Source organism: Streptomyces sp. NPDC001902 (assembly GCF_042891295.1).
Lineage (GTDB): Bacteria > Actinomycetota > Actinomycetes > Streptomycetales > Streptomycetaceae > Actinacidiphila.
This window is the reverse complement of record NZ_JBIATA010000018.1, coordinates 22,727-45,537: the sequence shown is the minus strand read 5'-3', so window position 1 is coordinate 45,537 and position 22,811 is coordinate 22,727. Positions and strand designations below refer to the sequence as shown.

The following is a 22,811-nucleotide window of genomic DNA, read 5'->3' as shown; positions in this document are numbered from 1 at the left end:
CGGGTTAACAGCTCGGCTGCCGCTGCGGGCCCTTACGCCGCCGTGACCTGCAGGGAGATCCATCCGTTCGGAACTTGAACGCGAGCAGCCTCATCCTGGCCGCCTGACGCTCCCCGCACCAATCTTGACGTGAAGTCTTGACGCCATCCGTGCCCCTCGGTTGACTGCCGCCGCAGCAGCCGGAACCGGCTCGGGTACCGGTTCCGGCCGCTGCCACCACCATGCCCCCGTTCCTCACGCGCCCCCGCTCTCCACCACCCGGGTTCGCGTCCGACAGAAGGGCCGATTCCACGGGTCCCACAAATGATCTTCACGGGTTAGACTCCGCGGGTGTCCGAACTCCGCACACTGGTCCTCGGGTTCCGGCAGGCGATCCTCGACTGCCCCGACCCGGGCCTGGTCTCCCTGGAGCGTTTCCCGCACGGCTCGTGCGGGGACGCCTCGATCCTCCTCGGCCAGTACCTGTACGAGAACGGCCAGGGCGTGTGGACCTACGTCAGCGCCTGGGAGAACCGCGCCACCCACGCGTGGATCGAGAAGAACGGCCTGCGCGTCGACATCACCGCCGACCAGTTCGACGGCGTCGACGCCCCGGTGATCATCGCCTCGGGAGGCGGCTGGCACGACCGCTTCACGGTCGACCCCACCGCCTCCCACGGCGCCCTCATCGATGTGCGCCAGGACTTTGCCCGACGCGAACTGCGCACCGCCTACGAGCGGTTGACGGCGGTCATCCGGCGGCATCGGCCGGGAGCGGAAGGGGCGCCACCAGCCTGCGCATGACCGCGGGCTCCAGAGCCGGGTTCGCCGCCGCCCGGTGCGCGAGCTCCTCGTCGTCGAGCAACTCCGCGAGCCTGGCCGGAGAGAGGTTCGGATGGCCCGCCCCGGCCGCCCGCACACCGGGATCGGGGTCGCGGGTCAGCCGGTCCACGGTCTCCGCAGCGGTGGCCGGGTCCCGGGCGGCCAGGGCGCGGACGGCCGGGTCTTCGTGCCGGGCGTACCGCGCGAGCCCGGCGGTCGGGAACCGCGGCCGGGTGAGGAGGAGTTCGCGCTCGTACCCGGTGTACTCCAGGAAGGCGCCCAGCAGCAGCTCGGCGGGCGCCTCCGGATGGTTCTGCGCGAGCAGTACCCGCACGCCGAGGTCGTCGTCCGCGGCCAGCCGCGCCACCAGGTCGGACGGCAGGCTGTGATCGCCGGCGGCGCGCCGCCGCAGCAACGGGTGCCCGGACAGGGCGTCCCGCCGCACCGCGGCGGGATCCCGGGGCCACAGGCGTTGCAGTACCGGTCCGAAGGTGCCGCCCACCGGCACCTCGTAGTCGATCGCCGCGCGTTCCGCCTCGCTCAGTGCGGGATGTACGGAGAGCGCGAGCCGTACCCGCGGATCGGCGTCCACGGCGAGGGCCCGGCGCTCCTCCGCCCCGAGGTCGCAGCGGTATGCGATCCGTTCCCGCACCTCGGGGTCGGCATCGGCGGCCAGCAGGACCACCACGTCGGCGGGAAGGGTGGGGTTGCCCGCGATCATCCGCCGGTCCTCCTCGCCTACGGGGGCGTTGAGCACGCCCTCCACGACGCCTCGGCTCAGGGCGCAGTGCATCAGCGCATGAGTCCGCCCATGGCACGACCGGTCGGGCAGCTCCCGCTCCACCCACGCCGGGTCCTCGTGCCGCAGGTGCTGCCGCACCATGTCCCGTACCTCCTCGTCCGGGTCCGCCAGGAGGACGTCGCGGATCTCGTCCGGCACGCCGCGCCATGCGACGCCCATGCGTCGCACCTTCGGCTCCGGGTGGGCGTGCATCGACTCCATCAGTCCGGCGGAGGCCTGGCGGTAGAGGGTGCCCAGCAACTCCCCCTCGTACGTCAGGATCATGTGGACGACGGCCTGGTCCGGGAGCGGCCGGGGGCGCACGCTCCACGGCATCCGGGGGGTCTGGGCCAGATGCGCCCGCACGAACCACTCTGGGTCGTCCAGCAGCCGTGCCCTCTGGGCCGGCTCGGCGTGCGGACTGCGGGCGAGGAAGCTGCGGGTGTACCTGTCGGGGTGGCGGACGACGGCGTCGACCACGGCGTCCGGCAGCGCCCGGTCGCGGCACAGGACCATCCGTGCCGCCGGCGGACCGTCGGCGAGCAGCCGCAGCAGGACGTCCTCGGGGGCCGCGGGATTCAGCGCCAGGCCGGAGAGCCGGCGTGCGGGCAGCCCGGCGGTCTCCCAGATCTCCTCGGGTGTGATCATGTAATCTGTGCTTCCTTTCCGCAGGGGCTGGGCACCGTTTCCGCGCACACCGGCCGGGTACACGGGATCGCAGGAGGCAGACATGGACCTGGGTGACTGGTCGACCACGGCCCTCGTGATCGCCGCGGTGGCGGTCGTGGTGATGCTCGTGGTGGCCGTCGTGCTCGTGGTGAAGATGGCGCGCATCCGTACCCTGCTGCGCAGCGCGGACGTACCGCGCTCGGGCAAACTGGCCTTCTGGGCGGGGCTCGTCTACCTGGTCTGCCCGGTGGACCTGCTGCCGGATCCGATCCTCATCGACGACATCGGTGTGCTGCTGCTGGCGCTGCGCTCGCTCAAGAGCGCGGCCGACGGACAGCTGCCCGTCGGCCGCGACCGTGCACGGACCCTTCCCAAGTCCAAGAGCCCGGTGGCCTGAACCACCCCTCCGCCCGGGGGAGGGCTCAGCCCGTCCGCTCCGCGTCCCCCGGCTGCCTCTCGGGCTGGGCGACCGGCAGGCACACGGTGAAGCGCGTGTCGCCGGGGCTCGACTCGACCCGGATGTCGCCGTGGTGCTTGTTGACCACGATGCGGTACGAGATGTCCAGGCCCAGCCCGGTGCCCTCGCCCACCGGCTTGGTGGTGAAGAACGGCTCGAAGATCCGCGGCCGGATCTCCGGGGAGATGCCGGGACCGGTGTCGCCCACCTCCACCACCAGGCGGTCCGGGCCGTCCCACGAGCTGCGCAGCGTCAGTGTGCCCGAACCGTCCATGGCGTCGAGGGCGTTGACGATGAGGTTGGTCCACACCTGGTTGAGCTCGGCGCCGTACGCCTGGATCTGCGGCAGGCTGCGGTCGTACTCCTTCACGACGCGCACCCCGCCGGGGATCTTCGCGTGGAGCATCGTGAGCGTCGCGTCGAGCAGCGCGTGGACGTCCACCGTCTGCTGCGGGGCCCGGTCCAGCTGCGAGTACTGCTTCGCGGCCCCGACCAGTCCGGAGATCCGGGTGACGGCGTCGTCGATCTCGCCCATGAGCAGTTCGGTGTCGAGGGTGTACGTGAGCCAGCGGATCGCCGCCTCCAGCCGGTCCTCGCCGACCGCGTCGACCACGGAGTCCAGCCACTCGGCGTCCACGCCGCCCGCGACCAGCGTCGAGGACAGCTCCCAGGAGCCGTTGACGCCGTGGTCCTCGAGCCAGTCCGTCAGCTCGTCCTCGGCGTCGGCCGCCTCCAGCGCCGACCGCTCGGGCGCCGACGCCATGCGCTTGATCGCGGCGTCCTGCAGCTCGACCAGCTGGTGCAGTTGCCGGGTGTCGAGCCGGCCGTCCGCGATCATCGCGAGCTTGTGCCGCATGCCGGCCACCCGGTCGCGCAGCGCCGAGGTGGCGCGCACCGCGGCGGCGGCCGGATTGTTCAGCTCATGGGTGAGCCCGGCGGACAGCGAGCCCAGCGCCAGCAGCCGCTCGCGCTCCCCGACGATGGTGTTCTGCTTGCGGTAGCCGAAGAACGCCCCCTCCAGCAGGTGCACCGCCATCGGGAACCACGCGCGCATCGCCCCGGCGAACTCCTCGGCCGGGATCACGAAGAACTCGCAGTCGGTGACCGCCTTCAGCGAGTTGGGGTACGTCTGCTCCACCCGGTCCCCGAGGTACGCCTGCGTCGCGCCGGCGTACACGCCCCGCAGGTCGGTGCGGTTGACCTCCACCACGTCGCCGTGGACCAGGCGGCCCAGCGACACCGTGCCGCTGAGCAGCACGTAGAAGCAGGTCGCCGGATCGCCCTCGGCGTAGACGGGGTTGTTCGCCGGGACCCGCTCCACCCGGCCCTGTTCGCCCAGCCAGTCCAGTTCCTTCTCGCCGAGCGACTCGAACAGGAACAGGGTCCGCAGCTGCTCCGGCCCGAGCCGGTCCGTCGTGGTCACTGCGCCTCCAGATACCGGTGCACCAGGGATACGGCCATCGCGCCCTCGCCGACCGCGGAGGCCACCCGCTTGACCGACTCCGCCCGCACGTCACCGGCGGCGAAGACACCGGGCACGCTGGCCTCCAGGTGGTACGGGTCACGGGGGAGCGGCCAGCCCGCGGGGCGCTTGCCGCCACCGATCAGGTCGGGGCCGGTGACCACGAAGCCGCGCCGGTCCCGCTCCACGACACCCTCCAGCCAGTCCGTGCGGGGTTCGGCGCCGATGAAGACGAACAGGAACGAGGCGTCGACGGTGGTCACCGTGCCGGTCTTCGCGTCGCGGAGCATCAGTTGCTCCAGGTGGTCGCCGCCCTTGCCGCCGACGACCTCGGTGCAGGGGCTGACCTTGATGTTGTCGATGGCCGCGATCTGGTCGATCAGGTACTGCGACATCGAACGCTGCAGGTCCGCGCCGCGGATCAGCAGGTGGACCCGGCACGCGTTGCGGGAGAAGTAGACGGCCGCCTGCCCGGCCGAGTTGGCCCCGCCGACGATGTAGACCTCCTGGCCCGCGCAGTTCATGGCCTCGGTCATCGCCGAGCCGTAGAAGACCCCGGCACCGGTGAACTCCGCCAGCCCAGGCGCTTCGAGCCGCCGGTAGGACACCCCGGTCGCCAGCACCACCGTGTGCGCCGCGATGGACGAGCCGTCACCGAAGGACAGCACCCTTCCGGTGCCCACCGCCTCCAGCGCGACCACCTCCCGGGTGCTGAGGATCTCCGCCCCGAACTTCGTCGCCTGCCGGCGGGCCCGGTCGGTCAGCTGGGCGCCGGAGACGCCGTCCGGGAAGCCGAGGTAGTTCTCGATGCGGCTGCTCTGCCCCGCCTGGCCGCCGGTCGCCCGGCGCTCCACCAGTACCGTGCGCAGACCCTCGGACGCGCCGTACACCGCCGCACCCAGCCCCGCGGGGCCGCCGCCGACCACCACCAGGTCGTAGAAGTCGGAGGCCGGGACCGTGCTCAGCCCCACGTGGGCGGCGAGCTCGGCCTCCGTGGGCCGCACCAGCGTCGTCCCGTCCGCGGTGACCACCAGCGGTACGTCGGCCGGCGTCAGCCCGGCCGCGGTCAGCAACTGCTCGGCCTCGGGCTCCTCCGCGGGCAGCCAGCGGTAGGGCACCAGGTTGCGGGTGAGGAAGTCACGCACCTTGAACGAGGGCGCCGACCAGCGGTGGCCGACCACGCGGGTCTCGGACGCCGTCGGGTCCGGCGTGGTGATCCACGCGTCGAGCAGGGTGTCGATCACCGGGTAGAGGTTCTCCTCCGGCGGGCTCCACGGCTTCAGCAGGTAGTGGTCGAGGTCGACGATGTTGATGGCGTCGATGGCCGCGCTGGTGTCGGCGTACGCCGTGAGCAGCACACGGCGGGCGAGCGGGAAGAGGTCCATCGCCGCCTCGAGGAACTCCACCCCGTTCATCTTCGGCATGCGGTAGTCGGCGAGCATCACCGCGAGTTGTTCACCTCGCAGTTTGATCTCCCGCAGCGCGCTCAGGGCCTCGTCGCCGGAGGTGGCGCGCACCACCCGGTAGCGGTCCCCGTACCTGCGGCGGATGTCCCGGGCCACGGCACGGGACACTGCCGGATCGTCGTCGACGGTCAGGATCGTCGGATTCGCCATGTGACCATCATTGCTCCCCGGCGGCCGTCGTGCGCAGTAAACCGAACAGTCGTGCTTGAACCTGCGGCAGGGGACCCGCCTCAGGCCGCGGGCGCGCTCCGGGACGTCGTGACGGACGGTGCGCCCCCGCGCACCGTCCGCCCGGTCAGGCGTCCTCGACGGCGACGGCGGCCACGGTGTCGTAGAAGGAGACGTGGCCCGTGATCTCGGGCACCGACGCGAGCGGCTCCTCGTAGACCCAGGCGACGTCGTTGTGGTCGGCGTACGACCAGTAGGAGGCGACGCCCTTGTAGGGGCAGGTGGTGTTGGTGTCGCTGGCGCGGAAGAGCGCGAGGTCCACGTCCTGCGGCGGGATGTAGTAGCGCACCGGCAGACCGGTCTCGTGGACCAGTACCGGCCGCCGGGTCTCGGCCACGACCTTGCCGTCGATCGTGACGGTCACGTGCTGGGTGCCGGGTACCGCGTCCACGCGGTGACCGCGGCGGCTGTCCGTGGGGGGCATGGTGTTCCCTTCCTCGGGTCCGTCGGGATCCGTTGCAACGGCGGCGGTGCCGCCGCACATTCCCCGGGCGCCCCGGGGTCCCCCGCATGCACGCATCTGCGTGACTCCGGCGGCGGTCCCCCGTTGGCCCTTCAAGATCACAGTGAAGGAGGTCCGCCCGATGAGCACCCGCCGTCACCAGAAGGGCCGCAAGCACCGCACGGTCAATCGCACGCCGAGGCCCGTCGCCCCCGTCCGTACCGCGTCGGCGGCCGGACCAGCCGTCCCGGCCGCCCCGCCGGTCCCGTCCGCCCTTTCCGGCACCGCGGTACCCGCCTCCGTGCCCGCCCCGGCCGCGCCTCCGGGAGCGTCGACCACCCGGCCCCCGTCCCCGGCGCCTGCCGCGGCCGCCGTGCCGGCTCCCGCCGAGCCCCGCCCCGAGGAGTCCGGCCTCGCCCGTACGGCGCTCAAGACCCTCCAGGAACTCCGCGCGGCCGGGAGGGACGGGACGACCATCGACGCCCTGAGCGCCAGCGTCGGCTACCAGCCCGCGACCATCGCACGGCACATCGACAGCCTCGCCGCCCACCACCTGGTCCACCAGCGGGACGGCCGCTGGTACGCCGTGACCACGTCATGACCCCGGGCGTGGCGGCCGGCCGGTGGCGCGTTCCCCGGAGAGGTCCAGGACGCTGAACCCCGGGCGCCGGTGGAGACCGATCGCCGCCGTCCGCCACGCCCACACCGACAGTGCCGCCCTGCCCTGCCGGACGGATCCGCCCGCGGGCCCTGGCGCGGCGGTCAGCAGCTACGGAAGACGTGGCCCGGCTCCCCGGCGGGCGCCACGTCGCGGTCGCGGAGCACCACCGCGAGGCGGGCACCCCAGCGGCGGCAGGTCGCCGTGAAGTCGGCGGCGTCGTACGCCACGACGAGGACGCGGTCGTCGTACGCGGAGGCGTACCGGCCGCACTCGTCGTACGCGCCGCACTCCTCGGCGACTGCGAAGTCGAAGCCGATGGCGGCACGCTGAGGGAGGAGCTCGGCCGTGTTCTTCTGGGCGACGGCCAGCCCCGCCGCATGGGCGCGTGCGGTGAGCAGCCGGGCGAACGCGGCGTTGTCGGCCGCCGTGAGCAGGCCGTCGGAGCGCTCGAACGAGTCGAGGTTGTCCGGCTCGACCGCCTGGAAACCCCGCCGCGCGCAGTCGTCGATCCAGGCGCCGACGATCTCCGCCAGTGCCGTCCGCCCGGCGGCGGTGGAGGTGTCCAGCAGCGCCTCGTCCCACTCGTCGTCCATGACGAGCCCGCCGTCCCCGTCGCGCAGCAGCAGGCCCGGATTCCGGGCGCGCCACCGGGACAGCTCGCCGGGCTGGGCCTGGAAGGCGTTGACGTAGCAGACCGAGTAGACGCCCGGGGCCGGCCGGTCCGCGCGGTCGCGGGAGACCACGCGCACGCCCTTCGGCGGCGGGTAGCCGCCGCCGATCTGGTAGTCGAAGGACGCCCCCGCCTCCGGCGGCACCACGCGCGGGGCGGCGGAGGGGCGGTCGCCGGTACCGCACCCGGTGGTCAGCGCCAGGGCCGCCACGACGGCGAGGACAGCGAGGACGACGGGGACGGCACGCGGCGCCGCGCACGGGTCGGGGAGGGGCACACACGCTCCTGGACGGCGGAGGCCGGACGGGGGAGCACCATCCTCCCGTCCGGCCCCGTGGTGCCCTCGGCCGGGTCCGCGCCGCGGCTCACATGAAGCCGCCGCCGGTCCAGTGGGTGCCGGTGAGCCACACGAGCGCGATGAGCGTGTCGATCGCGCCCAGGACGACGGCGATCAGCGGGAGCACCGGCTTGGCGCCGCGGAAGGTGCGGCCCATCGCGAGCCAGCCGCACACGACCGCGGCCGGGCCGAGGATGATGCCGAGAACGAAGAATCCGGCGACCGCGCAGATCAGGCCGACGACGCCCAGGGTGTCGGGGCTCGCGCCGGTACGGGTACCGCTGCTGTGGGGCATGGTTCCTTCCTCCGTGGGTCGGCGCCCGCTCCGCGGCACGGAACGTGCGGTCCTCTACGGGGTCCGGATACCCCCGTCCGGCATGCTCAGCCGTGCCGGTGGGGTCGGCGCGTGACGGGGCCGCCCGGTCCGTGCGGACGGGGCGGCCCGTGGCGGGGGCCGGCGGTGAAGCCGGTCAGCCGGTGAACAACTGCTTGAGCTTCAGGCCGAGTTCGTAGACGCCGTAGGCGAAGGGCGCGCCGACCCACAGCCAGGCGACGACCATGAGCGGCAGCCGGCCGCCCCCGGCGGAGGCGTCGGCGGCGGGCGCGGGGTTCGGGGCGGTCATCGGACGGCTCCTTCCGACTCGGTTCCTGTCGTGGCCTTGGGCTCGGCGGACGGTCCGTCATGGTGGCGCGGATGGACCGGTCGTACCAGCTCGTTGGCGACGAAGCCGATCACCAGCAGCACCATCATGATGCCGAAGGACGTGGAGTAGAGGTCGGGCCCCGTCCGTCCCGCCGACTTCTCGTGGTCGGCGATCGCGTTCACGATCAGCGGCCCGAGCACGCCGGCCGTGGACCAGGCGGTCAGCAGCCGTCCGTGGATCGCGCCCACCTGGTACGTCCCGAAGAGGTCCTTGAGGTAGGCGGGCACGGTGGCGAACCCGCCGCCGTAGAAGGACAGGATGACGGCGGCGGCGATGATGAACAGCGGCTTGGAGTCGTCGCCGAGCAGGGCGATGAGCAGGTACAGCAGCGCCCCCGCACCGAGGTAGAGGCGGTAGATGTTCTTCCGCCCGACCAGGTCGGAGGTGGAGGACCAGGTGATCCGGCCGAGCATGTTGCCGAGCGACAGCAGGCCGACGAAACCGGCGGCGGCGGTGGCCGTCACCGGGGTGGAGGTGTTCGCGAAGAAGTCGGTGATCATCGGCGCGGCCTTCTCCAGGATGCCGATGCCCGCCGTCACGTTCATGCAGAGCACCACCCACAGGCACCAGAACTGCGGGGTGCGCAGCGCGTTGCGCGCCGACACGTGGGCGGTGGTGACGAGCGGGCGCGCGGTGTCGGCCGCCGGGGTCCAGCCGGCCGGCCGCCAGTCGTCCGCGGGGACCCGGACCAGCAGCACCCCGAAGGTCATGAAGACCGCGTAGACGAGGCCCATCACCAGGAAGGTCTGCCCGATGCCGGCGGAGTCGGCGCCGAAGGAGGACAGCAACTGCGTCGACCAGGGCGACGCGATGAGCGCGCCGCCGCCGAAGCCCATGATGGCGATGCCGGTGGCGAGCCCGGGCCGGTCGGGGAACCACTTGATGAGCGTGGAGACCGGCGAGATGTAGCCGATGCCGAGGCCTATGCCGCCGACGAGGCCGTAACCGAGGACGATCAGCCAGTACTGGCGCGTGGCGGCGCCGAGGGCCGAGATGAGGAAGCCGGAGGAGAAGCAGAGGGCCGACACGCACATGGCCCACCTGGGCCCGTTGCGCTCGACGAGCGTGCCGCCGAACGCGGCCGACAGGCCGAGCATGACGATCGCCAGCTGGAACGGCAGCGCCGACTGGGTGCCGCTCAGCCCGAGCGAGGACTCCAGCGGGGGCTTGAAGACGCTCCAGGCGTACGCCTGCCCGATGGCGAGGTGGATGGAGAGTGCGGCCGGCGGTACCAGCCAGCGGCTCCAGCCCGGCGGTGCGACGGTGCGGGCACGGGTGAGGACGTCGGGTACGCCCGTTGACGCCATGGCGAGTACCTCCGTGAGGGGATGTGATCCCGTGGACCGTACAACTTTCATCCATCCCTGGGTAGGGCGTCGGGCGATGAACTTGCCCTGGCGGCGGGAGGGTTCGGGGTCCTGGCGGCATCGGGCCGATCCTCGGCGGACCGGCGCCCGCAGGCGCGCCTCACGGACTGGGCAGACATGGCGGATTTGCTGTGATTCACCCATATCGATTCGTAATGGGTGCGATAACAGATGCTCTGTTCGACTATGAGTGGTTGGGGTTATCGTGTCCGGTGTTAGCCGATTCTGGCTATCACTGGAAACGCCGGACGTGGCCGGTCAGAGGTGACCCATGCATGCGATAACGGACAGCTACGACTACGTGGTCGTCGGCGGCGGCACCGCGGGCAGCGTGCTCGCCGCGCGCCTTTCCGAACGAGGCGGCGCGCGCGTGCTCCTGCTGGAGGCGGGCGGAGACCGGCCACCGGCCGCGGCGGCGTCGCCGCCCGCCTGGCCGACGCTGCTGGGGACGCCCGCGAACTGGGGCGACACCACCGTCCGGCAGTCCGCCACGGGCACCACCACCCCCCTCGCGCGCGGCCGCGGCCTGGGTGGGGGGTCAACCATCAACGCCATGACCTTCGTGCGCGGTCACCACTCCGGCTACGACGCGTGGACCGCGGGCGGCGCGAAGGGCTGGGGCTTCGACGACCTGCTCCCGTACTTCAAGCGCAGCGAGAACGCCCCCGGGCGGGACCCCGTGCTCCGCGGCGTCGGCGGCCCCCTGACCGTGGGGCCCGCCAGCCCGCCCCATCCGGTCGTGGCCGCGCTCCTGACGGCGGCGACCCAGACCGGGTACCGGCGGGCGGCCGACATCGCCGGCGGTCTCGAGGAGGGCTTCGGCTGGAGCGACCTCAACATCGTCGGGGGTCGGCGGCAGAGCGCCGCCGACGCCTACCTCACCCCCGCCCGGCACCGCCCCAACCTGACCGTGGTGACCGGTGCACTGGTCCACCGCCTGCTCCTGCGCGACGGCCGGTGCGTCGGGGTGGAGTACGGGCACGCCGACCGCACCGGTACCGGCACCGTCGCGGTCGGGTGCCGCGGCGAGGTCGTCCTCACCGCGGGGACCATCGGTACGGCGCAGTTGCTGATGCTCTCCGGCGTCGGCCCGGAGGCGCACCTGCGGGACATGGGCATCGACGTCGCCCTCGACCTGCCCGGCGTCGGGTCGAACCTGCAGGACCACCCCCTGGCCGACGTCGTCCACCGCGCGGCCCGGCCCGTTCCGCCCGGGACCAACAACCACGGCGAGGCCGTCGGCCTGGTCCGCAGCCGGCTCGGCATCCGCGACCCCGACGTGCAGGTGCTCCTGGCCGACGCGCCTGGCCGCGCGCCCGCGCCCCACGTGCCGGACGGGCAGGGGTACCGGATCGCGGTCTCCCCGATGCGGCCGTACAGCCGCGGCACCGTACGGCTCGCGAGCGCCGCACCGGACGCCCTGCCCCTGGTGGACCCGGACTACTACGGCGACGAACGCGACCTGAGCACGATGGTCGAAGCGCTCTTCCTGGCACGGGAGATCGGCCGGGCGCACGCCCTCGACGGATGGCGTGCGCACGAGGTCCTGCCCGGGCCCGACGTGAAGGACGACGCCGGCCTGCGGGCCTACGCGCGCAGCACCCTGGCCTCGTACATGCACCCCGTCGGTACGTGCCGGATCGGCATCGACGACCTCGCCGTCGTCGACACGGACCTGCGCGTGCACGGCATCGACGGCCTCCGGATCGCCGACGCCTCCGTGATGCCCACCCTCCCCTCCGGCAACATCGCCGCCACGGTCTACGCCATCGCCGAACGCGCGGCGGACCTCCTCGGGCGCTGAGCCCCCCCGGCCCGGATCCGGCCACCCTCACCGGCCGGATCCGGGCGCCTGCACATCCCCGCAGCCCAGACGAAGGACCGACGCGACATGGCATCACCCGCACCGATCGACCTGGCCGGCCTCCTCCAGCGGGTGGTGGGCGTCACCGGGGCGGCGCTGGGGTCCGCCCTCGCCCCCTCGGCGATCGGCCTCGCCCTCTGGAACACCGACCTGCGGTGCACGTGGGTCAACGACTCGCTCGAGGACTACGACGGCATCCCGCGGGAGCGACGGCTGGGACGCCGTCCGGACGCGGCGCTGCCCGCCGGGGCACGCGCGCTGGAGGCCGTGATGCGCCAGGTGCTGGCGACGGGCGCTCCCGTCACCGGCCGCGAGTACCTCGTGCCGGCGGTGGACGGCGTGCGCGCTGAGGGGGCGTACTCCGTCTCCTGCATCCGCCTGGAGGACGCGGCGGGCCGGCCGATGGGCGTGTGCCTGGTCGTCCTGCGGATCACGGGCGGGCACCGGCCCGGCGACCGCCTGGCGCTGCTCGGCGAGGCCGGTGCCCGCGTCGGCACCACCCTGGACGTCATGCGCACCGCACAGGAACTGGCCGCGTTCACCGTCTCGTGCCTCGCCGACTACGTCACCGTCGACCTCGCGGACACCCTGCGGCTCGGTGAGGAGCCGCTGTCCCGGCTCGGCCCGGACGGCGACTACCTGCCGGTGTTCCGCCGGGCGGGCCTGGCCTCGGTCCACGAGGGCGCGCCGGAGGCGGTCTCCCGGGTGGGCGACGTGGTGTACGTACCGTCGTCCTCGCCCCTCAAGCGCGTCCTGTCCACCGGCCGCTCGCTGCTCGAACCGGTGCTGGACACCGCCTCCTCGTGGCTCAGCCGGGACCCGGCACGGGCCGGGAAGATCGACGAGTTCGGGATGCACTCGCTGATGATCCTGCCGCTCAGGGCCCACGGCGTCGTCCTGGGCGTGGTGTTGTTCCTGCGCACCGACGACCCGCGGCCGTTCGACGAGGACGACCTGCTGTTCGCCGAGGAACTGGTCGCCAGGGCCGCGCTGAGCCTGGACAACGCACGCCGCTACACGCACGAGCGCGCCACGGCCCTCGCCCTCCAGCGGGGCCTGCTCCCGCGCCGGGTGTGCGGCGGCCCCTCCCTGGACGTGGTCTCCCGCTTCCTCGCCGCGGACCTCGAGGACGGTGTGGGCGGCGACTGGTACGACGTGATCCCGCTGCCGCGCGACCGGGTGGCGCTCGTGGTCGGCGACGTGGTCGGCCACGGCATCGACGCCGCGGCCACGATGGGCCGGCTCCGGACGGCGGTGCGGACGCTCGCCGACCTCGACCTGGCGCCGGAACAGCTCCTCGCCCACCTCGACCAGGCGATCTTCCGCCTCGCCGAGGAGGAGGGGGAGGGCCTCCACGCCGCCTCCGTGAGCGCCACCTGCCTGTACGCCGTCTACGACCCCGCCTCCCGCCGCTGCACCATGGCCAGGGCCGGGCACCCGCCGCCCGCCGTACGCCACCCCGGAGGCGGCGTCACCTTCCTCGACCTGCCCAACGGCACACCGCTCGGCCTCGGGATGCCCCCGTACCAGGCCGCCGAGGTGGACCTGCCCGAGGGCAGCCTCCTGGCCCTCTACACCGACGGCCTCATCGAGGACCGCCGGCACGACGTCGACACCGGGATGGAGCGCGTGCGGCGCGCCCTCGACCGGCCCGGGCTGCGCCTGGACGACCTCTGCTCGGCGGTGCTCGGCACCCTGCCGAGCGCGACACCCCCCGACGACGTCACCCTCCTCATCGCCCGCACCCGCGCGGTGTCCCCGGCGCCTTCGCGCCCCCGGTGCCCGTCACCGTTTCCCGGCAACCGATTCCAGAGGTAGGTCTCCATGACCGCGTTCCACGTCTCCTCCGCCGGCGCCGAGGACATCAGCCGGCTCTCCGACTGGGCCGACGACGAGGGATGGAACCCCGGCAGGTCCGACGGGCAGGCCTTCTTCCCCGCCGATCCGGCCGGCTTCCTGTTCGGCAGGCTCGACGGTGAACCCGTTGCCTCGGTCTCCGCGGTGCGCTACGGGGCCGACTTCGGCTTCGTCGGCCTCTACATCGCCCGGCCGCCCTTCCGCGGCCAGGGTTACGGGTTCCGGGTCTGGCGCGCCGGACTCGACCACCTCGCCGGCCGCAACGTCGGCCTCGACGGGGTCGTCGCGCAGCAGGAGAACTACCGCAGGTCGGGGTTCAGCACGGCCTGGCGGAACATCCGTTACCAGGGCACGCCGTCGGGCGGGGTCATGCCCGGCGGCGTCGCCCTGATCGACGCCAGGAGCGTCGGATTCGCCGAACTGGCCCGCTACGACCGCCGGTTCTTCCCCGCCGCGCGCGACGCCTTCCTCGCCTCCTGGATCACCCTTCCGGACCGCACCGCCCTTGCGGCCGTCGCCGACGGCCGCCTGCAGGGCCTCGGCGTGCTGCGCGCCGCCCGAGGCCCGTCCCGTGTGGGGCCGTTGTACGCCTCGTCCGGGAAGGTCGCCCTCGCGCTCCTCATGGGGCTGGCCCGGACCGCACCGGGGGAGCCCCTCGTGATCGACGTCCCCGAGCCCAACGAGGCGGCCGTGCGTCTGGTGGAACACCTCGGCCTGGCACCCGTGTTCGAGGCCGCGCGCATGTACACGGGCCCGGTCCCCGACGTCGACCTGACCGGCATGTACGGCGTCACCAGCCTGGAGCTCGGCTAGGCCCGGACCCAGGCCCGGCACCGCTCCGGGCGGCCTCCCCCCGGTCGGGGAGACCGCCCGGAGGGGCGTGCGCGGGGACGTCACTGGTTGATGGTGTAACTGTCCCCGTAGACCTTCCACTTGAGCGGGGGGTTGAGGTCGAGGTTGCCGTTGTTGAGGAAGACGCGCTGTTCCGTGTCGACCCGGGTGGTGTCGCTGTGCGCCTCCTCGGTCTTCATCGCCGCCTTGCGCGCGTCGAGGAAGGCGTGGAGGTACGTCGTCTCGTCGCCGCCCTGTGCGGGGGTCCTGGCCTTGGACAGGGCGGTCTTGCGGATGCCGCCGAAGCTGACCTTGTCCTCGCCGGGGCCGTGCATCACGATCGCGTCGTAGTACGCGAACTGGCCGAGCGCGCGCAGCCCGTCCGCCTTGGCCTGCTGGACCGCGGGGCCGAAGTAGACGCGGTCGCGTTCGTCGTTCTGCGCCTGCTGGAACGCCTGGTCGGCGGCGGCGCTGCGCCAGGCGCTCTCGAAGCCGGAGCCGAGGCCGCTGTGCGAGTCGGTCCCGTTGACCCGGCGCAGCGCGGGCAGGTAGCGGGCGAGCGGGTTGCCGGGCTTGCGGTCGGTGTACAGCTCGACGAGTTCGAGCATGTCCCCGGTGCCGGAGCAGAAGCCGATGATGCCCGCGGTGTAGCCGCGGCCGTCGCCGATGTCCTCGATGTACTTGTACTGGGCCTTCCAGTCGAGCGAGGAGTTCTCGGCGCTGGACACCAGCTGCATCGCGATGTCCTTCTTGTGCGGGTCGTCGAGCCCGACGCCGGCCGCGGCGGCGGCCGGCTGCCCCGGCGCGGCCGAGGCCAGGGAGCCGACGCCGACGGCCAGGACGCCGGCGGTCAGGGCGGCGGTCGCGTGGAGGACGGCGCGCCGGCGGGGGAGGGTGCGTGCATGACGGTGTGGGGGGATCTGCACGGGTGACTCCGTGGGTCAGAAGTTAGGAAACCTTCCTAACAGAGCCACATTGAAGCACCGGGCCAGTCGAACGCCAAGAGGTTCGAACAAAAACGCCGCATGTCATCTGTCCGCAGGGACAAGGGAGTTGGGCGCCGCTGCGGGATGGCCGCACGCCTCCGCCCGGGGCCGTACGTCTCCCGCATGCGCGGTCCGCGGCCCGGAGGCAGTCTGGACGGGAAGAGGCGGAGGAGGTGATACCCGTGCCGGACGGGTTCCCTTCCGCTCCGTCGCACCCCGAGGCCGGGGAGCGGACCGACCAAGGCCTGCTGGCCCCGGCGCTGTTCGCGATGATGGACGGCGTGCGGGCGCACGCGGGCGGGATCTACCTCCTCGCCCCCGGCGAGCCGGTGCTGGAGATGGCCGTCATGGCCGGCCTGCCGCGCGCCTTCGCCGCGCCGTGGGAACGGGTGGGGCTGGGCGCCCCGATCCCCGTGGCGGAGGCACTGCGCGAACGCCGGCTGGTCTGGGTCGGCGACGAGGAGGAGATGGCGCGCCGGTACCCGCGGATCGCGCTCGTCCTGCCGTACCCCTTCACCCTCGCCGCACTGCCCGTCGAGACCGCCGGCGCCGCCTTCGGCTCGGTGTTCGTCACCTGGCCGGGCGCCCATCCGCCCGAGCTGGCCGACTGGGAGCGCGAGCACCTGGTCACCGCCTGCGACCGGCTCGCCCGGCACCTGGAACACGAGGCCGCCGCGGGCCGGCCGGTCCGGCGCGGGCAGCACGTGACGATCGGCGCCCCGGTCGCCGGGGTCTCCTCGGCGGTCGAGGCGGTGCGCATGGTGGGCCGGCTGCCGGAGGGACTGTGCTCCCTCGACCTCGACGGGCGGGTCACCTACGCCAACGGGGCGGCGTCCCGCCGGCTGGGCGTACCGGTGCGCAAGCTGCTCGGGCACCCGCTGTGGCGGACGCTGCCCTGGCTCGACGACCCCGTGCACCAGGAACGCCACCGCGCGGCGCTGATCAGCCGGCAGCCCACCTCGTTCACCGCGCTGCGCCCGCCGGGCGACTGGCTCACCTTCCAGCTCCATCCCAGCAGCAACGGCGTCAGCGTCCGCATCTCACCGGCCCGCGGCCCGGTGGCACAGGCGCCGGTGGTGCCCGGCGGCCCGCACGGTGTGACGCAGCCCGCGGTCGGACTGGTGGCCATCTCCCATCTCGTGAACCTGTCCGGGGCACTCACGGAGGCCGTCTGCGTGCAGGACGTGATCGACCTGGTCGCCGAGGAGATCATGCCCGCGGTCGGCAGCCGGGTGGTGGCCATGGTCGCCCCGGAGGCCGGGAGGATGCGCATGCTCGGCCACCGGGGCTACCGGGATCCGTCGGTCGTCGACCGGTACGACGGCATCTCGATGTCGGCGCCGGTGCCCGCCGCCCAGGTTCTGGCCAGCGGTGCGCCGGCGTTCCTGGAGTCCGAGCAGGAGATGCGGGAGCGCTTCCCCGACCGGCCGCCGGTCGCCGACGGCATGGCGGCGTGGGCCTACCTCCCGCTCATCGCCTCCGGCCGTCCCGTGGGCACCTGCGTGCTGGGATATCCCGAACCGCACCGCTTCGGGGCCGACGAGCGGGCCCTGCTGACCAGCCTCGGCGGCCTGATCGCCCAGGCCCTGGAACGGGCGCGGCTCTACGACGCCAAGCACCGACTGGCCCACGGCCTGCAGTCCGCGCTCCTCCCGCGGACCCTGCCGGTGCTCCCCGGCCTGGAGGCTGCGGCACGGTACCTCGCGGGCACCGAGGGCATGGACATCGGCGGCGACTTCTACGACCTGCTGTCGGTGGGGGACCGGGCGGCCGCGGTGATCGGCGACGTGCAGGGGCACAACGTCACCGCGGCGGGCCTGATGGGCCAGGTCCGCACGGCGGTCCGGGCGTACTCCGCCGTCGGGCAGTCCCCCGGCCAGGTCATGGAGTGCACCAACCGGCTGCTGCTGGACCTGGACGTGGACCTCCTCGCCAGCTGCATCTACCTGCACCTCGACCCGGACGGGCAGCGGGCCATGGCGGCGGGGGCGGGACACCCGGCCCCCTTGCTGCGGGAACCGGGTGGCCATGTGCGGGCGCTCGACCTCGCCCAGGGCCCGCTGCTGGGCATCGACGCGGAAGCGGTCTACCGCACCGTCGAGTTCCCGTTCCCGCCGGGCTCGGTGCTCATGCTCTACACCGACGGGCTGGTCGAGTGCCCGGGGACCGACGTCGACGCCGAACTGGCGGACCTCTCGGACCACCTCGCCGTGGCCGGCGAGCTGCCGCTGGACCGGGTCGCCGACGGCGTGCTCGCCCTCACCGCCGAGCGCCGGCGGCGCACCGACGACATCGCGCTGCTGCTGTTGCGTTCCCTGACGCCGCCCCGGTGACCCGGTCGCGGACGCAGATGCAGACGCGGACGCAGACGGGCGCCGCGCGCCGTCATGGGACGGTGCGCGGCGCCCGGTCCGCGGCTCAGCCCTGGCGGGCCTTGAAACGGGGGTCCCTCTTGTTGATCACGTAGACGCGGCCGCGACGGCGGACGATCTGCGAGCCGGGGGCGTTCTTGAGGGAGCGCAGCGAGGCACGTACCTTCACCGGTTCGCCTCCTTTCGGGCGGTTCTTGATCCGCCCATGCCAACGCAGGAAGGGTGCGGTTTCTTCCCCCGCCGGTTCCCGGTGCCGGTGCCGTGGAGCGCCGGGGGCAGGATGAGGGCCATGAGTTCCCCCTCCGACGGCCCCGCCGTCCCCTCGCCGCCGCGCCCGCTCGTCCGCTCCCCGCACGAACGGGTCGTCTTCGCCCGCGGGAGGGGTGCCCAGGACCGGGTCGCGGACGCGATCACCGCCTTCGCCGGCTCGATGGCCTTCGTCTACGTCCACATCGTCTGGTTCGCGGTCTGGATCCTGCTCAACCAGGGGCTCGCGGGGCCGGGCGCGGTCTTCGACCCGTACCCCTTCGGGCTGCTCACCATGATCGTCAGCCTGGAGGCGATCTTCCTCTCCACCTTCGTCATGGTCAGTCAGAACCGCCAGGCCGCCCGGGACAACATCCGTGCCGACCTCGCCTTCGAGACGAACGTGCGCTCCGAGGTCTGGACCGCGCACATAGGCCGGGCCCTGGGCCTCGACCCCGAGGAGGTCGAGCGGAACGTCCGGCAGCTCATCGCCGAGAGCCGGGCCCGGATGGAGGTCACGGCCCCGCCGGCGACGGCGGCCGCGGAGCCGCCCGCGTCATGACCCCTCGCCGTCGGGGTCCGCGCCGCCCAGCGGACTGGGGCCGGTGAAGTCCGGACTGGCGAAGTCCGGACTGGAGTACCCGGGCGACTCGAAACCCGGCGACTCGAAACCGGGCTCCGCGACGACCCCGACCTCCGGCTCCGGGACCTCGTACTCCGGGATCGGCGGGGGCGGCGGTACGGCTCCGCCGTCCCCGTCCCCGGTGCCGGGGTCGGTGCCCGGGCCGGGGCCGTCGGCCGAGGTGGAGAACCCCGGACTGCTGAAGCCCGGGCGGTGCCGTGCCGCGCCCCCGGGCGCGTCATCTCGGCGGTACGTCATGGTCGTCCCCCTCCCCGGAGGGCTCAGCGCCGCCGCCGGCGGTACCCCGACCAGCGGGCGCCCGCGCCCGAGCCGACCCCGCCGAGGTGCGCGGCGAGCAGCGTCAGCCCGACCAGCAGCAGGCTCGTCGGCGTGAACACGGCCTCCGTCGCCGTCCCGGTGGCGTTGATGATGAACGCGACCGCGAAGACGACGGCCGCAACGATGGCCAGCATCGTCCCTCCCAGTGGTCCGGGGGCGCGCCCTCGTGCCGCCCCTTCCCCCACCGTCTGCCCCCGGACCGGCCCCCCAGTCGGCCGGGACCGGTCAGCGCCCCCCCCTGACGGTGTCCGTGGGAGCGCTCATCTGATTTCTCGCAAGATGCCTCGGCCTTCAGGCCGGGGAGGGATGGGTCCTTCGGTTGGAGCCGCGAAGCGGCGAAGTTGGCTGCGCATTTGTGGTGACCTGCATTCTCTTTCATTGTCAGTGGGGGCTGTTAGGTTCCGGAGCATGACGACAGCGATGGCCGAACAGGGTTCCGGGCATGCCCGGTACACCTTTCGGCTGCGTGTGTCGTCCACGGCGGGGGCCGGTTTGGAGGCGGAGTGGGCGCGTTGCCGGTGGGTGTGGAACGAGTGTGTGGCGGTGTCCCGCAGGGTCCACGGCCTGAACAAATCCGCCGGGCAGAAGGTCACGTGCGGTCCCGCACAGCTTGACAGGATGCTGACCGAGGCGAGGCGGTCGATGGAGTGGCTGCGGGCGGGTAGTTCGGTGCCGCAGCAGCAGGTCGTCCGGGACTTTGCGAAGTCCCGTGCCAAGGCGTTGAAGGACATCACGGCGCGGCTGCCGATGAGGCAGCGGGCCGGGATGCCCCGGATCAAGCGCAAGCGCGAGGCCGCACCGTCGCTGAACTACACCGTCCGCGGATTTAGGCTCAAGGACGGGCGCCTGCACCTGGCTGGCGGCATTGTGCTCACGGTGGTGTGGTCCCGTGACCTGCCCAGCCAGCCCACGTCGGTGCGGGTGTACCGGGACAGCCTCGGCCACTGGTACGCCTCGTTCGTCGTCGCCGTCGAGGTGCAGCCGCTGCCCGCCACCGGCGCCGTGATCGGCGTCGACTGGGGTGTCCGTGAGACTGCCACCACCACCAGCGACGCCTACGACCTGCCGCACGCCCAGCACGGCAAGAGTGCCGCGCAGCGTCTCGCGCGGTACCAGAAGATGATGGCCCGCCGTAAGCCTGCTCGTGGGCAGGCCGCGTCCGGGCGCTACCGCAAGGCCAGGCACCAGACGGCGAAACTGCACAAGAAGGTGGCGCGGCAGCGGCAGGACACCGCCCGCAAGTGGGCCAAGCGCGTGGTGACCGACCATGACGCGATCGCGGTGGAGGACTTCCGGTCGAAGTTCCTCGCGAAGACCACGATGGCGCGCAAGGCGGCGGACGCGGCGATCGGCGCCACGAAGACGGCGCTGATCGAGATGGGCCGCAAGCACGGGCGGGACGTCCGCCTGGTGCATCCCGCGCACACCACCATGGACTGCGCGTCGTGCGGAGCGAGAACCAAGCACGCTCTTCCTCTTTCGGAACGTACTTACACCTGCACCGCGTGCGGAGCCGTGTCCCCCAGGGACAAGAACTCCGCCCGTGTGATGCTGGTCCGGGCTGGTCTCAACCCGGCTGGTGCCGATCGTGCAAGCGCTGGTGGACCGCTGGTCCCCAGCCCACGTGAGCCAGGAATCCCCGCCCCCTACTAGGGCGGGGAGGATGTCAAAGCCTAGGATTCCGCGGTGACCGGACGATGAGCCAGTGCCGTCTCATCACCCCGCGCCCTCGTGCACCCGGAGTCCCCGCATGGCGTCGCCGCACGGCCCGCTCGACCACCGCTACCGCGGTGAACACCCGATCCGCACCCTCGCCTACCTCTTCCGGCACGACCGCGGCCGACTGGCCCTGGCCGTGCTGGCGTTCATGGTCAAGCACACCCCGATCTGGCTGACCCCGCTGGTCACCGCGCAGATCATCGACGTCATCGTGCAGCACCGGCCGCTGTCGGGCATGCTGCTCGGCACCGGCGTGCTGCTGCTGATGCTGGTCCTCAACTACCCCTTCCACCTGCTCTACGTGCGCTGCTGGTACGGCAGTGCCCGCCGCACCGGCACCCGGCTGCGCTCCGCGTTGTGCCAGCGCATGCAGCAGCTCTCCATCGGCTACCACGCGAAGGTCAACTCCGCGGTCCTGCAGACCAAGGTCATCCGGGACGTCGAGGCCATCGAGCAGGCGGTCCAGCAGACCGGCGACATGGGCCTGTCCGCGCTCGCCACGCTGCTGGGCGCGCTGGTGGTCATCGCCGTGCAGGCACCGTCCTTCCTGCCGGTCTTCCTGGTCGTCGTGCCCGCGACGTCCGCGCTGGTGATGTGGCTGCGGGGGCGGCTGCGCGAGTCCAACGAATCGTTCCGCCAGGAGGTGGAGCAACTCTCCTCGCGGGTCACCGAGATGACCACCCTCATCCCCATCACGCGCGCGCACGGCCTGGAGTCCACCGCGCTGCGCCGTGTGGACGGCACGCTCAGCCAGGTCCTCACCGCGGGGCTGCGCCTGGACCGGCTCAACGGCCGCTTCGGCTCCCTCGCCTGGATCGTCCTCAACGTCCTGGGCACCTGCTGCCTGCTCGGCTCCGCGCTCGCCGCGTACCACGGCTGGCTCGGCGTCACCCCAGGCGACGTCGTCATGCTGACCACCTACTTCTCCGCCCTCACCGCAGCCGTGACCACCCTGCTCAGCCTCACCCCCGTGGTGAGCAAGGGACTGGAGTCGGTGCGCTCGGTCGGCGAGGTGCTGCAGGCGCCCGACCTCGAGCAGAACGCGGGCAAGTCCGAGGTGGCCGCCGTCCGCGGGCGGGTGGACTTCCAAGGCGTCGGATTCACCTACGACGACGCCGCCGACCACTCGGTGCGCGACTTCTCCCTCACCGTCCGCCCGGGCGAGACCATCGCGCTGGTGGGCGCCTCGGGGGCCGGCAAGTCGACCGTCCTCAACCTCGTCATCGGCTTCCTGCGCCCCACCGAGGGCCGGATCCTGCTGGACGGGGCGGACATGGAGACCCTGGACCTGCGCAGCTACCGCCGCTTCGTGTCCGTCGTGCCGCAGGAGTCCATCCTCTTCGAGGGGACCATCCGGGAGAACGTCGCGTACGGCATGCCGGGCGTCCCCGAGGAGGCGGTACGGGAGGCCCTGCGGGCCGCGAACGCCCTGGAGTTCGTGGAGCGGCTGCCGGCCGGTCTCGCCACGGTCGTCGGCGAGCGGGGCGCCCGGCTGTCCGGCGGCCAGAAGCAGCGCCTGGCCATCGCCCGCGCGCTGATCCGCGACCCCCGTGTGCTGGTGCTGGACGAGGCGACCTCCGCCCTCGACTCCCGCTCCGAGGCCCTCGTCCAGCAGGCGCTGGAACGCCTGGTGCGCAACCGCACCGTCTTCGTGGTGGCCCACCGGCTGTCCACCATCCGCAACGCCGACCGCATCGTCGTCATGGACGGCGGAAGGATCACGGAGGTGGGCTCGCACGAGCAACTGCTCCGCGCAGGCGGCCCGTACGCCGCGCTGCGCAGCGCCCAGACCGCCTGAGCCCGCCGGCCCCGCACGCGCCCGGGGGCGGGGGGCGCGGGGGGGGGGGGCGGGGCCCCCCGGGGGGGGGGGGGGGGGGGGGGGCGGGGGGGGGCGGGGGGGGGGGGGGTGGGGGGGGGGGGGGGGGGGTGC

The 22,811-nt window shown here is 72.9% G+C and carries 22 protein-coding genes; 10 read left to right on the top strand and 12 right to left on the bottom strand.

The annotated features are described in order from the left end of the window. The first annotated feature begins 330 nt into the window (after nucleotides 1-330). On the top strand, nucleotides 331-783 hold the full coding sequence (locus ACFYYN_RS26645; protein ID WP_500547783.1) for a hypothetical protein: 453 nt from the start codon (nucleotides 331-333) through the stop codon (nucleotides 781-783). Here ACFYYN_RS26645 and ACFYYN_RS26640 read toward each other — a convergent pair. Continuing rightward, on the bottom strand, nucleotides 731-2,230 hold the full coding sequence (locus tag ACFYYN_RS26640) for a hypothetical protein (protein ID WP_500547782.1): 1,500 nt from the start codon (nucleotides 2,228-2,230) through the stop codon (nucleotides 731-733). The genes ACFYYN_RS26645 and ACFYYN_RS26640 overlap by 53 nt on opposite strands. A gap of 82 nt (nucleotides 2,231-2,312) precedes the next feature. On the opposite strand from ACFYYN_RS26640, the gene ACFYYN_RS26635 reads away from it, so the two are divergent. Further along, on the top strand, nucleotides 2,313-2,648 hold the full coding sequence (locus ACFYYN_RS26635; protein WP_018562476.1) for a YkvA family protein: 336 nt from the start codon (nucleotides 2,313-2,315) through the stop codon (nucleotides 2,646-2,648). Nucleotides 2,649-2,673: 25 nt separating this feature from the next. Here the strand turns inward: ACFYYN_RS26635 and ACFYYN_RS26630 are convergent, their stop codons facing one another. The 3 genes from ACFYYN_RS26630 to ACFYYN_RS26620 all read right to left on the bottom strand — a co-directional run bounded on the left by ACFYYN_RS26630 (nucleotide 2,674) and on the right by ACFYYN_RS26620 (nucleotide 6,288). Beyond that, the gene (locus tag ACFYYN_RS26630; protein WP_500326448.1) at nucleotides 2,674-4,131 is read right to left on the bottom strand and encodes an ATP-binding protein; all 1,458 of its coding nucleotides are present in this window, start codon (nucleotides 4,129-4,131) and stop codon (nucleotides 2,674-2,676) included. Further along, the gene (locus ACFYYN_RS26625; protein WP_500547781.1) at nucleotides 4,128-5,786 is read right to left on the bottom strand and encodes an NAD(P)/FAD-dependent oxidoreductase; all 1,659 of its coding nucleotides are present in this window, start codon (nucleotides 5,784-5,786) and stop codon (nucleotides 4,128-4,130) included. The genes ACFYYN_RS26630 and ACFYYN_RS26625 overlap by 4 nt, the downstream gene beginning before the upstream one ends. Before the next feature lie 145 nt (nucleotides 5,787-5,931). Beyond that, the gene (locus tag ACFYYN_RS26620; protein ID WP_499515623.1) at nucleotides 5,932-6,288 is read right to left on the bottom strand and encodes a DUF427 domain-containing protein; all 357 of its coding nucleotides are present in this window, start codon (nucleotides 6,286-6,288) and stop codon (nucleotides 5,932-5,934) included. Between the two features lie 160 nt (nucleotides 6,289-6,448). On the opposite strand from ACFYYN_RS26620, the gene ACFYYN_RS26615 reads away from it, so the two are divergent. Further along, entirely contained in the window at nucleotides 6,449-6,907 is a 459-nt protein-coding gene (locus ACFYYN_RS26615; protein WP_500547780.1) for a helix-turn-helix domain-containing protein, read from the top strand. Nucleotides 6,908-7,068: 161 nt separating this feature from the next. On the opposite strand, the gene ACFYYN_RS26610 is transcribed toward ACFYYN_RS26615, so the two are convergent. The 4 genes from ACFYYN_RS26610 to ACFYYN_RS26595 form a co-directional block, all read right to left on the bottom strand. After that, on the bottom strand, nucleotides 7,069-7,914 hold the full coding sequence (locus ACFYYN_RS26610) for an endo alpha-1,4 polygalactosaminidase (RefSeq protein WP_500547779.1): 846 nt from the start codon (nucleotides 7,912-7,914) through the stop codon (nucleotides 7,069-7,071). 88 nt (nucleotides 7,915-8,002) lie between these two features. Further along, nucleotides 8,003-8,269: a hypothetical protein gene (locus ACFYYN_RS26605; protein ID WP_499515626.1), complete on the bottom strand. Its 267-nt coding sequence runs from the start codon at nucleotides 8,267-8,269 to the stop codon at nucleotides 8,003-8,005. A gap of 175 nt (nucleotides 8,270-8,444) precedes the next feature. Further along, nucleotides 8,445-8,597 (bottom strand): MFS transporter small subunit, encoded by a 153-nt coding sequence (locus ACFYYN_RS26600; protein WP_499515627.1) that lies wholly within the window; start codon nucleotides 8,595-8,597, stop codon nucleotides 8,445-8,447. After that, nucleotides 8,594-9,985: an L-lactate MFS transporter gene (locus ACFYYN_RS26595; RefSeq protein WP_500547778.1), complete on the bottom strand. Its 1,392-nt coding sequence runs from the start codon at nucleotides 9,983-9,985 to the stop codon at nucleotides 8,594-8,596. The genes ACFYYN_RS26600 and ACFYYN_RS26595 overlap by 4 nt, the downstream gene beginning before the upstream one ends. 331 nt (nucleotides 9,986-10,316) lie before the next feature. Between ACFYYN_RS26595 and ACFYYN_RS26590 the strand changes: the two genes are divergently transcribed. The 3 genes from ACFYYN_RS26590 to ACFYYN_RS26580 all read left to right on the top strand — a co-directional run bounded on the left by ACFYYN_RS26590 (nucleotide 10,317) and on the right by ACFYYN_RS26580 (nucleotide 14,579). Continuing rightward, the gene (locus ACFYYN_RS26590) at nucleotides 10,317-11,849 is read left to right on the top strand and encodes a GMC family oxidoreductase (protein WP_500547777.1); all 1,533 of its coding nucleotides are present in this window, start codon (nucleotides 10,317-10,319) and stop codon (nucleotides 11,847-11,849) included. 87 nt (nucleotides 11,850-11,936) lie between these two features. Further along, the gene (locus ACFYYN_RS26585; RefSeq protein ID WP_500547776.1) at nucleotides 11,937-13,727 is read left to right on the top strand and encodes a SpoIIE family protein phosphatase; all 1,791 of its coding nucleotides are present in this window, start codon (nucleotides 11,937-11,939) and stop codon (nucleotides 13,725-13,727) included. A gap of 6 nt (nucleotides 13,728-13,733) precedes the next feature. Next, the gene (locus ACFYYN_RS26580; protein WP_500547775.1) at nucleotides 13,734-14,579 is read left to right on the top strand and encodes a GNAT family N-acetyltransferase; all 846 of its coding nucleotides are present in this window, start codon (nucleotides 13,734-13,736) and stop codon (nucleotides 14,577-14,579) included. Nucleotides 14,580-14,659: 80 nt separating this feature from the next. On the opposite strand, the gene ACFYYN_RS26575 is transcribed toward ACFYYN_RS26580, so the two are convergent. Then, nucleotides 14,660-15,523 carry a chitosanase gene (locus ACFYYN_RS26575; protein ID WP_500547774.1) on the bottom strand — a complete coding sequence of 288 codons (864 nt, stop codon included), beginning with the start codon at nucleotides 15,521-15,523 and terminating at the stop codon, nucleotides 14,660-14,662. Nucleotides 15,524-15,765: 242 nt separating this feature from the next. Here ACFYYN_RS26575 and ACFYYN_RS26570 point away from each other — a divergent pair, with 242 nt between their 5' ends. After that, nucleotides 15,766-17,916 carry a SpoIIE family protein phosphatase gene (locus ACFYYN_RS26570; RefSeq protein ID WP_500547773.1) on the top strand — a complete coding sequence of 717 codons (2,151 nt, stop codon included), beginning with the start codon at nucleotides 15,766-15,768 and terminating at the stop codon, nucleotides 17,914-17,916. 85 nt (nucleotides 17,917-18,001) lie between these two features. Here the strand turns inward: ACFYYN_RS26570 and ykgO are convergent, their stop codons facing one another. Further along, nucleotides 18,002-18,124, bottom strand: coding sequence for a type B 50S ribosomal protein L36 (gene ykgO, locus ACFYYN_RS26565; RefSeq protein ID WP_018562490.1), 123 nt, complete (start codon nucleotides 18,122-18,124; stop codon nucleotides 18,002-18,004). A 120-nt stretch (nucleotides 18,125-18,244) separates the two neighbouring features. Between ykgO and ACFYYN_RS26560 the strand changes: the two genes are divergently transcribed. Then, complete coding sequence (locus tag ACFYYN_RS26560) at nucleotides 18,245-18,763, top strand: DUF1003 domain-containing protein (protein WP_500326429.1); 519 nt, start codon at nucleotides 18,245-18,247, stop codon at nucleotides 18,761-18,763. Here the strand turns inward: ACFYYN_RS26560 and ACFYYN_RS26555 are convergent. Further along, complete coding sequence (locus ACFYYN_RS26555) at nucleotides 18,758-19,081, bottom strand: hypothetical protein (RefSeq protein ID WP_500547772.1); 324 nt, start codon at nucleotides 19,079-19,081, stop codon at nucleotides 18,758-18,760. The two genes, ACFYYN_RS26560 and ACFYYN_RS26555, sit on opposite strands and share 6 nt — an antisense overlap. A gap of 23 nt (nucleotides 19,082-19,104) precedes the next feature. Then, complete coding sequence (locus tag ACFYYN_RS26550; RefSeq protein WP_499515636.1) at nucleotides 19,105-19,296, bottom strand: hypothetical protein; 192 nt, start codon at nucleotides 19,294-19,296, stop codon at nucleotides 19,105-19,107. A 274-nt stretch (nucleotides 19,297-19,570) separates the two neighbouring features. Here ACFYYN_RS26550 and ACFYYN_RS26545 point away from each other — a divergent pair, with 274 nt between their 5' ends. Further along, the gene (locus ACFYYN_RS26545; protein WP_500547771.1) at nucleotides 19,571-20,815 is read left to right on the top strand and encodes an RNA-guided endonuclease InsQ/TnpB family protein; all 1,245 of its coding nucleotides are present in this window, start codon (nucleotides 19,571-19,573) and stop codon (nucleotides 20,813-20,815) included. 97 nt (nucleotides 20,816-20,912) lie between these two features. Further along, nucleotides 20,913-22,679 carry an ABC transporter ATP-binding protein gene (locus tag ACFYYN_RS26540; protein ID WP_500358111.1) on the top strand — a complete coding sequence of 589 codons (1,767 nt, stop codon included), beginning with the start codon at nucleotides 20,913-20,915 and terminating at the stop codon, nucleotides 22,677-22,679. The last annotated feature ends 132 nt before the right edge of the window (nucleotides 22,680-22,811 follow it).

Bases quoted from the DNA above. Each gene is read 5' to 3' on its own strand.
- ACFYYN_RS26600 (WP_499515627.1), bottom strand. From the start codon at position 8,597: ATGACCGCCCCGAACCCCGCGCCCGCCGCCGACGCCTCCGCCGGGGGC.
- ACFYYN_RS26580 (WP_500547775.1), top strand. From the start codon at position 13,734: ATGACCGCGTTCCACGTCTCCTCCGCCGGCGCCGAGGACATCAGCCGG.
- ACFYYN_RS26640 (WP_500547782.1), bottom strand. From the start codon at position 2,230: ATGATCACACCCGAGGAGATCTGGGAGACCGCCGGGCTGCCCGCACGC.
- ACFYYN_RS26545 (WP_500547771.1), top strand. From the start codon at position 19,571: ATGACGACAGCGATGGCCGAACAGGGTTCCGGGCATGCCCGGTACACC.
- ACFYYN_RS26595 (WP_500547778.1), bottom strand. From the start codon at position 9,985: ATGGCGTCAACGGGCGTACCCGACGTCCTCACCCGTGCCCGCACCGTC.
- ACFYYN_RS26635 (WP_018562476.1), top strand. From the start codon at position 2,313: ATGGACCTGGGTGACTGGTCGACCACGGCCCTCGTGATCGCCGCGGTG.
- ACFYYN_RS26620 (WP_499515623.1), bottom strand. From the start codon at position 6,288: ATGCCCCCCACGGACAGCCGCCGCGGTCACCGCGTGGACGCGGTACCC.
- ACFYYN_RS26605 (WP_499515626.1), bottom strand. From the start codon at position 8,269: ATGCCCCACAGCAGCGGTACCCGTACCGGCGCGAGCCCCGACACCCTG.
- ACFYYN_RS26560 (WP_500326429.1), top strand. From the start codon at position 18,245: ATGAGTTCCCCCTCCGACGGCCCCGCCGTCCCCTCGCCGCCGCGCCCG.
- ACFYYN_RS26550 (WP_499515636.1), bottom strand. From the start codon at position 19,296: ATGCTGGCCATCGTTGCGGCCGTCGTCTTCGCGGTCGCGTTCATCATC.
- ACFYYN_RS26540 (WP_500358111.1), top strand. From the start codon at position 20,913: ATGGCGTCGCCGCACGGCCCGCTCGACCACCGCTACCGCGGTGAACAC.
- ACFYYN_RS26555 (WP_500547772.1), bottom strand. From the start codon at position 19,081: ATGACGTACCGCCGAGATGACGCGCCCGGGGGCGCGGCACGGCACCGC.
- ACFYYN_RS26625 (WP_500547781.1), bottom strand. From the start codon at position 5,786: ATGGCGAATCCGACGATCCTGACCGTCGACGACGATCCGGCAGTGTCC.
- ACFYYN_RS26590 (WP_500547777.1), top strand. From the start codon at position 10,317: ATGCATGCGATAACGGACAGCTACGACTACGTGGTCGTCGGCGGCGGC.
- ACFYYN_RS26585 (WP_500547776.1), top strand. From the start codon at position 11,937: ATGGCATCACCCGCACCGATCGACCTGGCCGGCCTCCTCCAGCGGGTG.
- ACFYYN_RS26615 (WP_500547780.1), top strand. From the start codon at position 6,449: ATGAGCACCCGCCGTCACCAGAAGGGCCGCAAGCACCGCACGGTCAAT.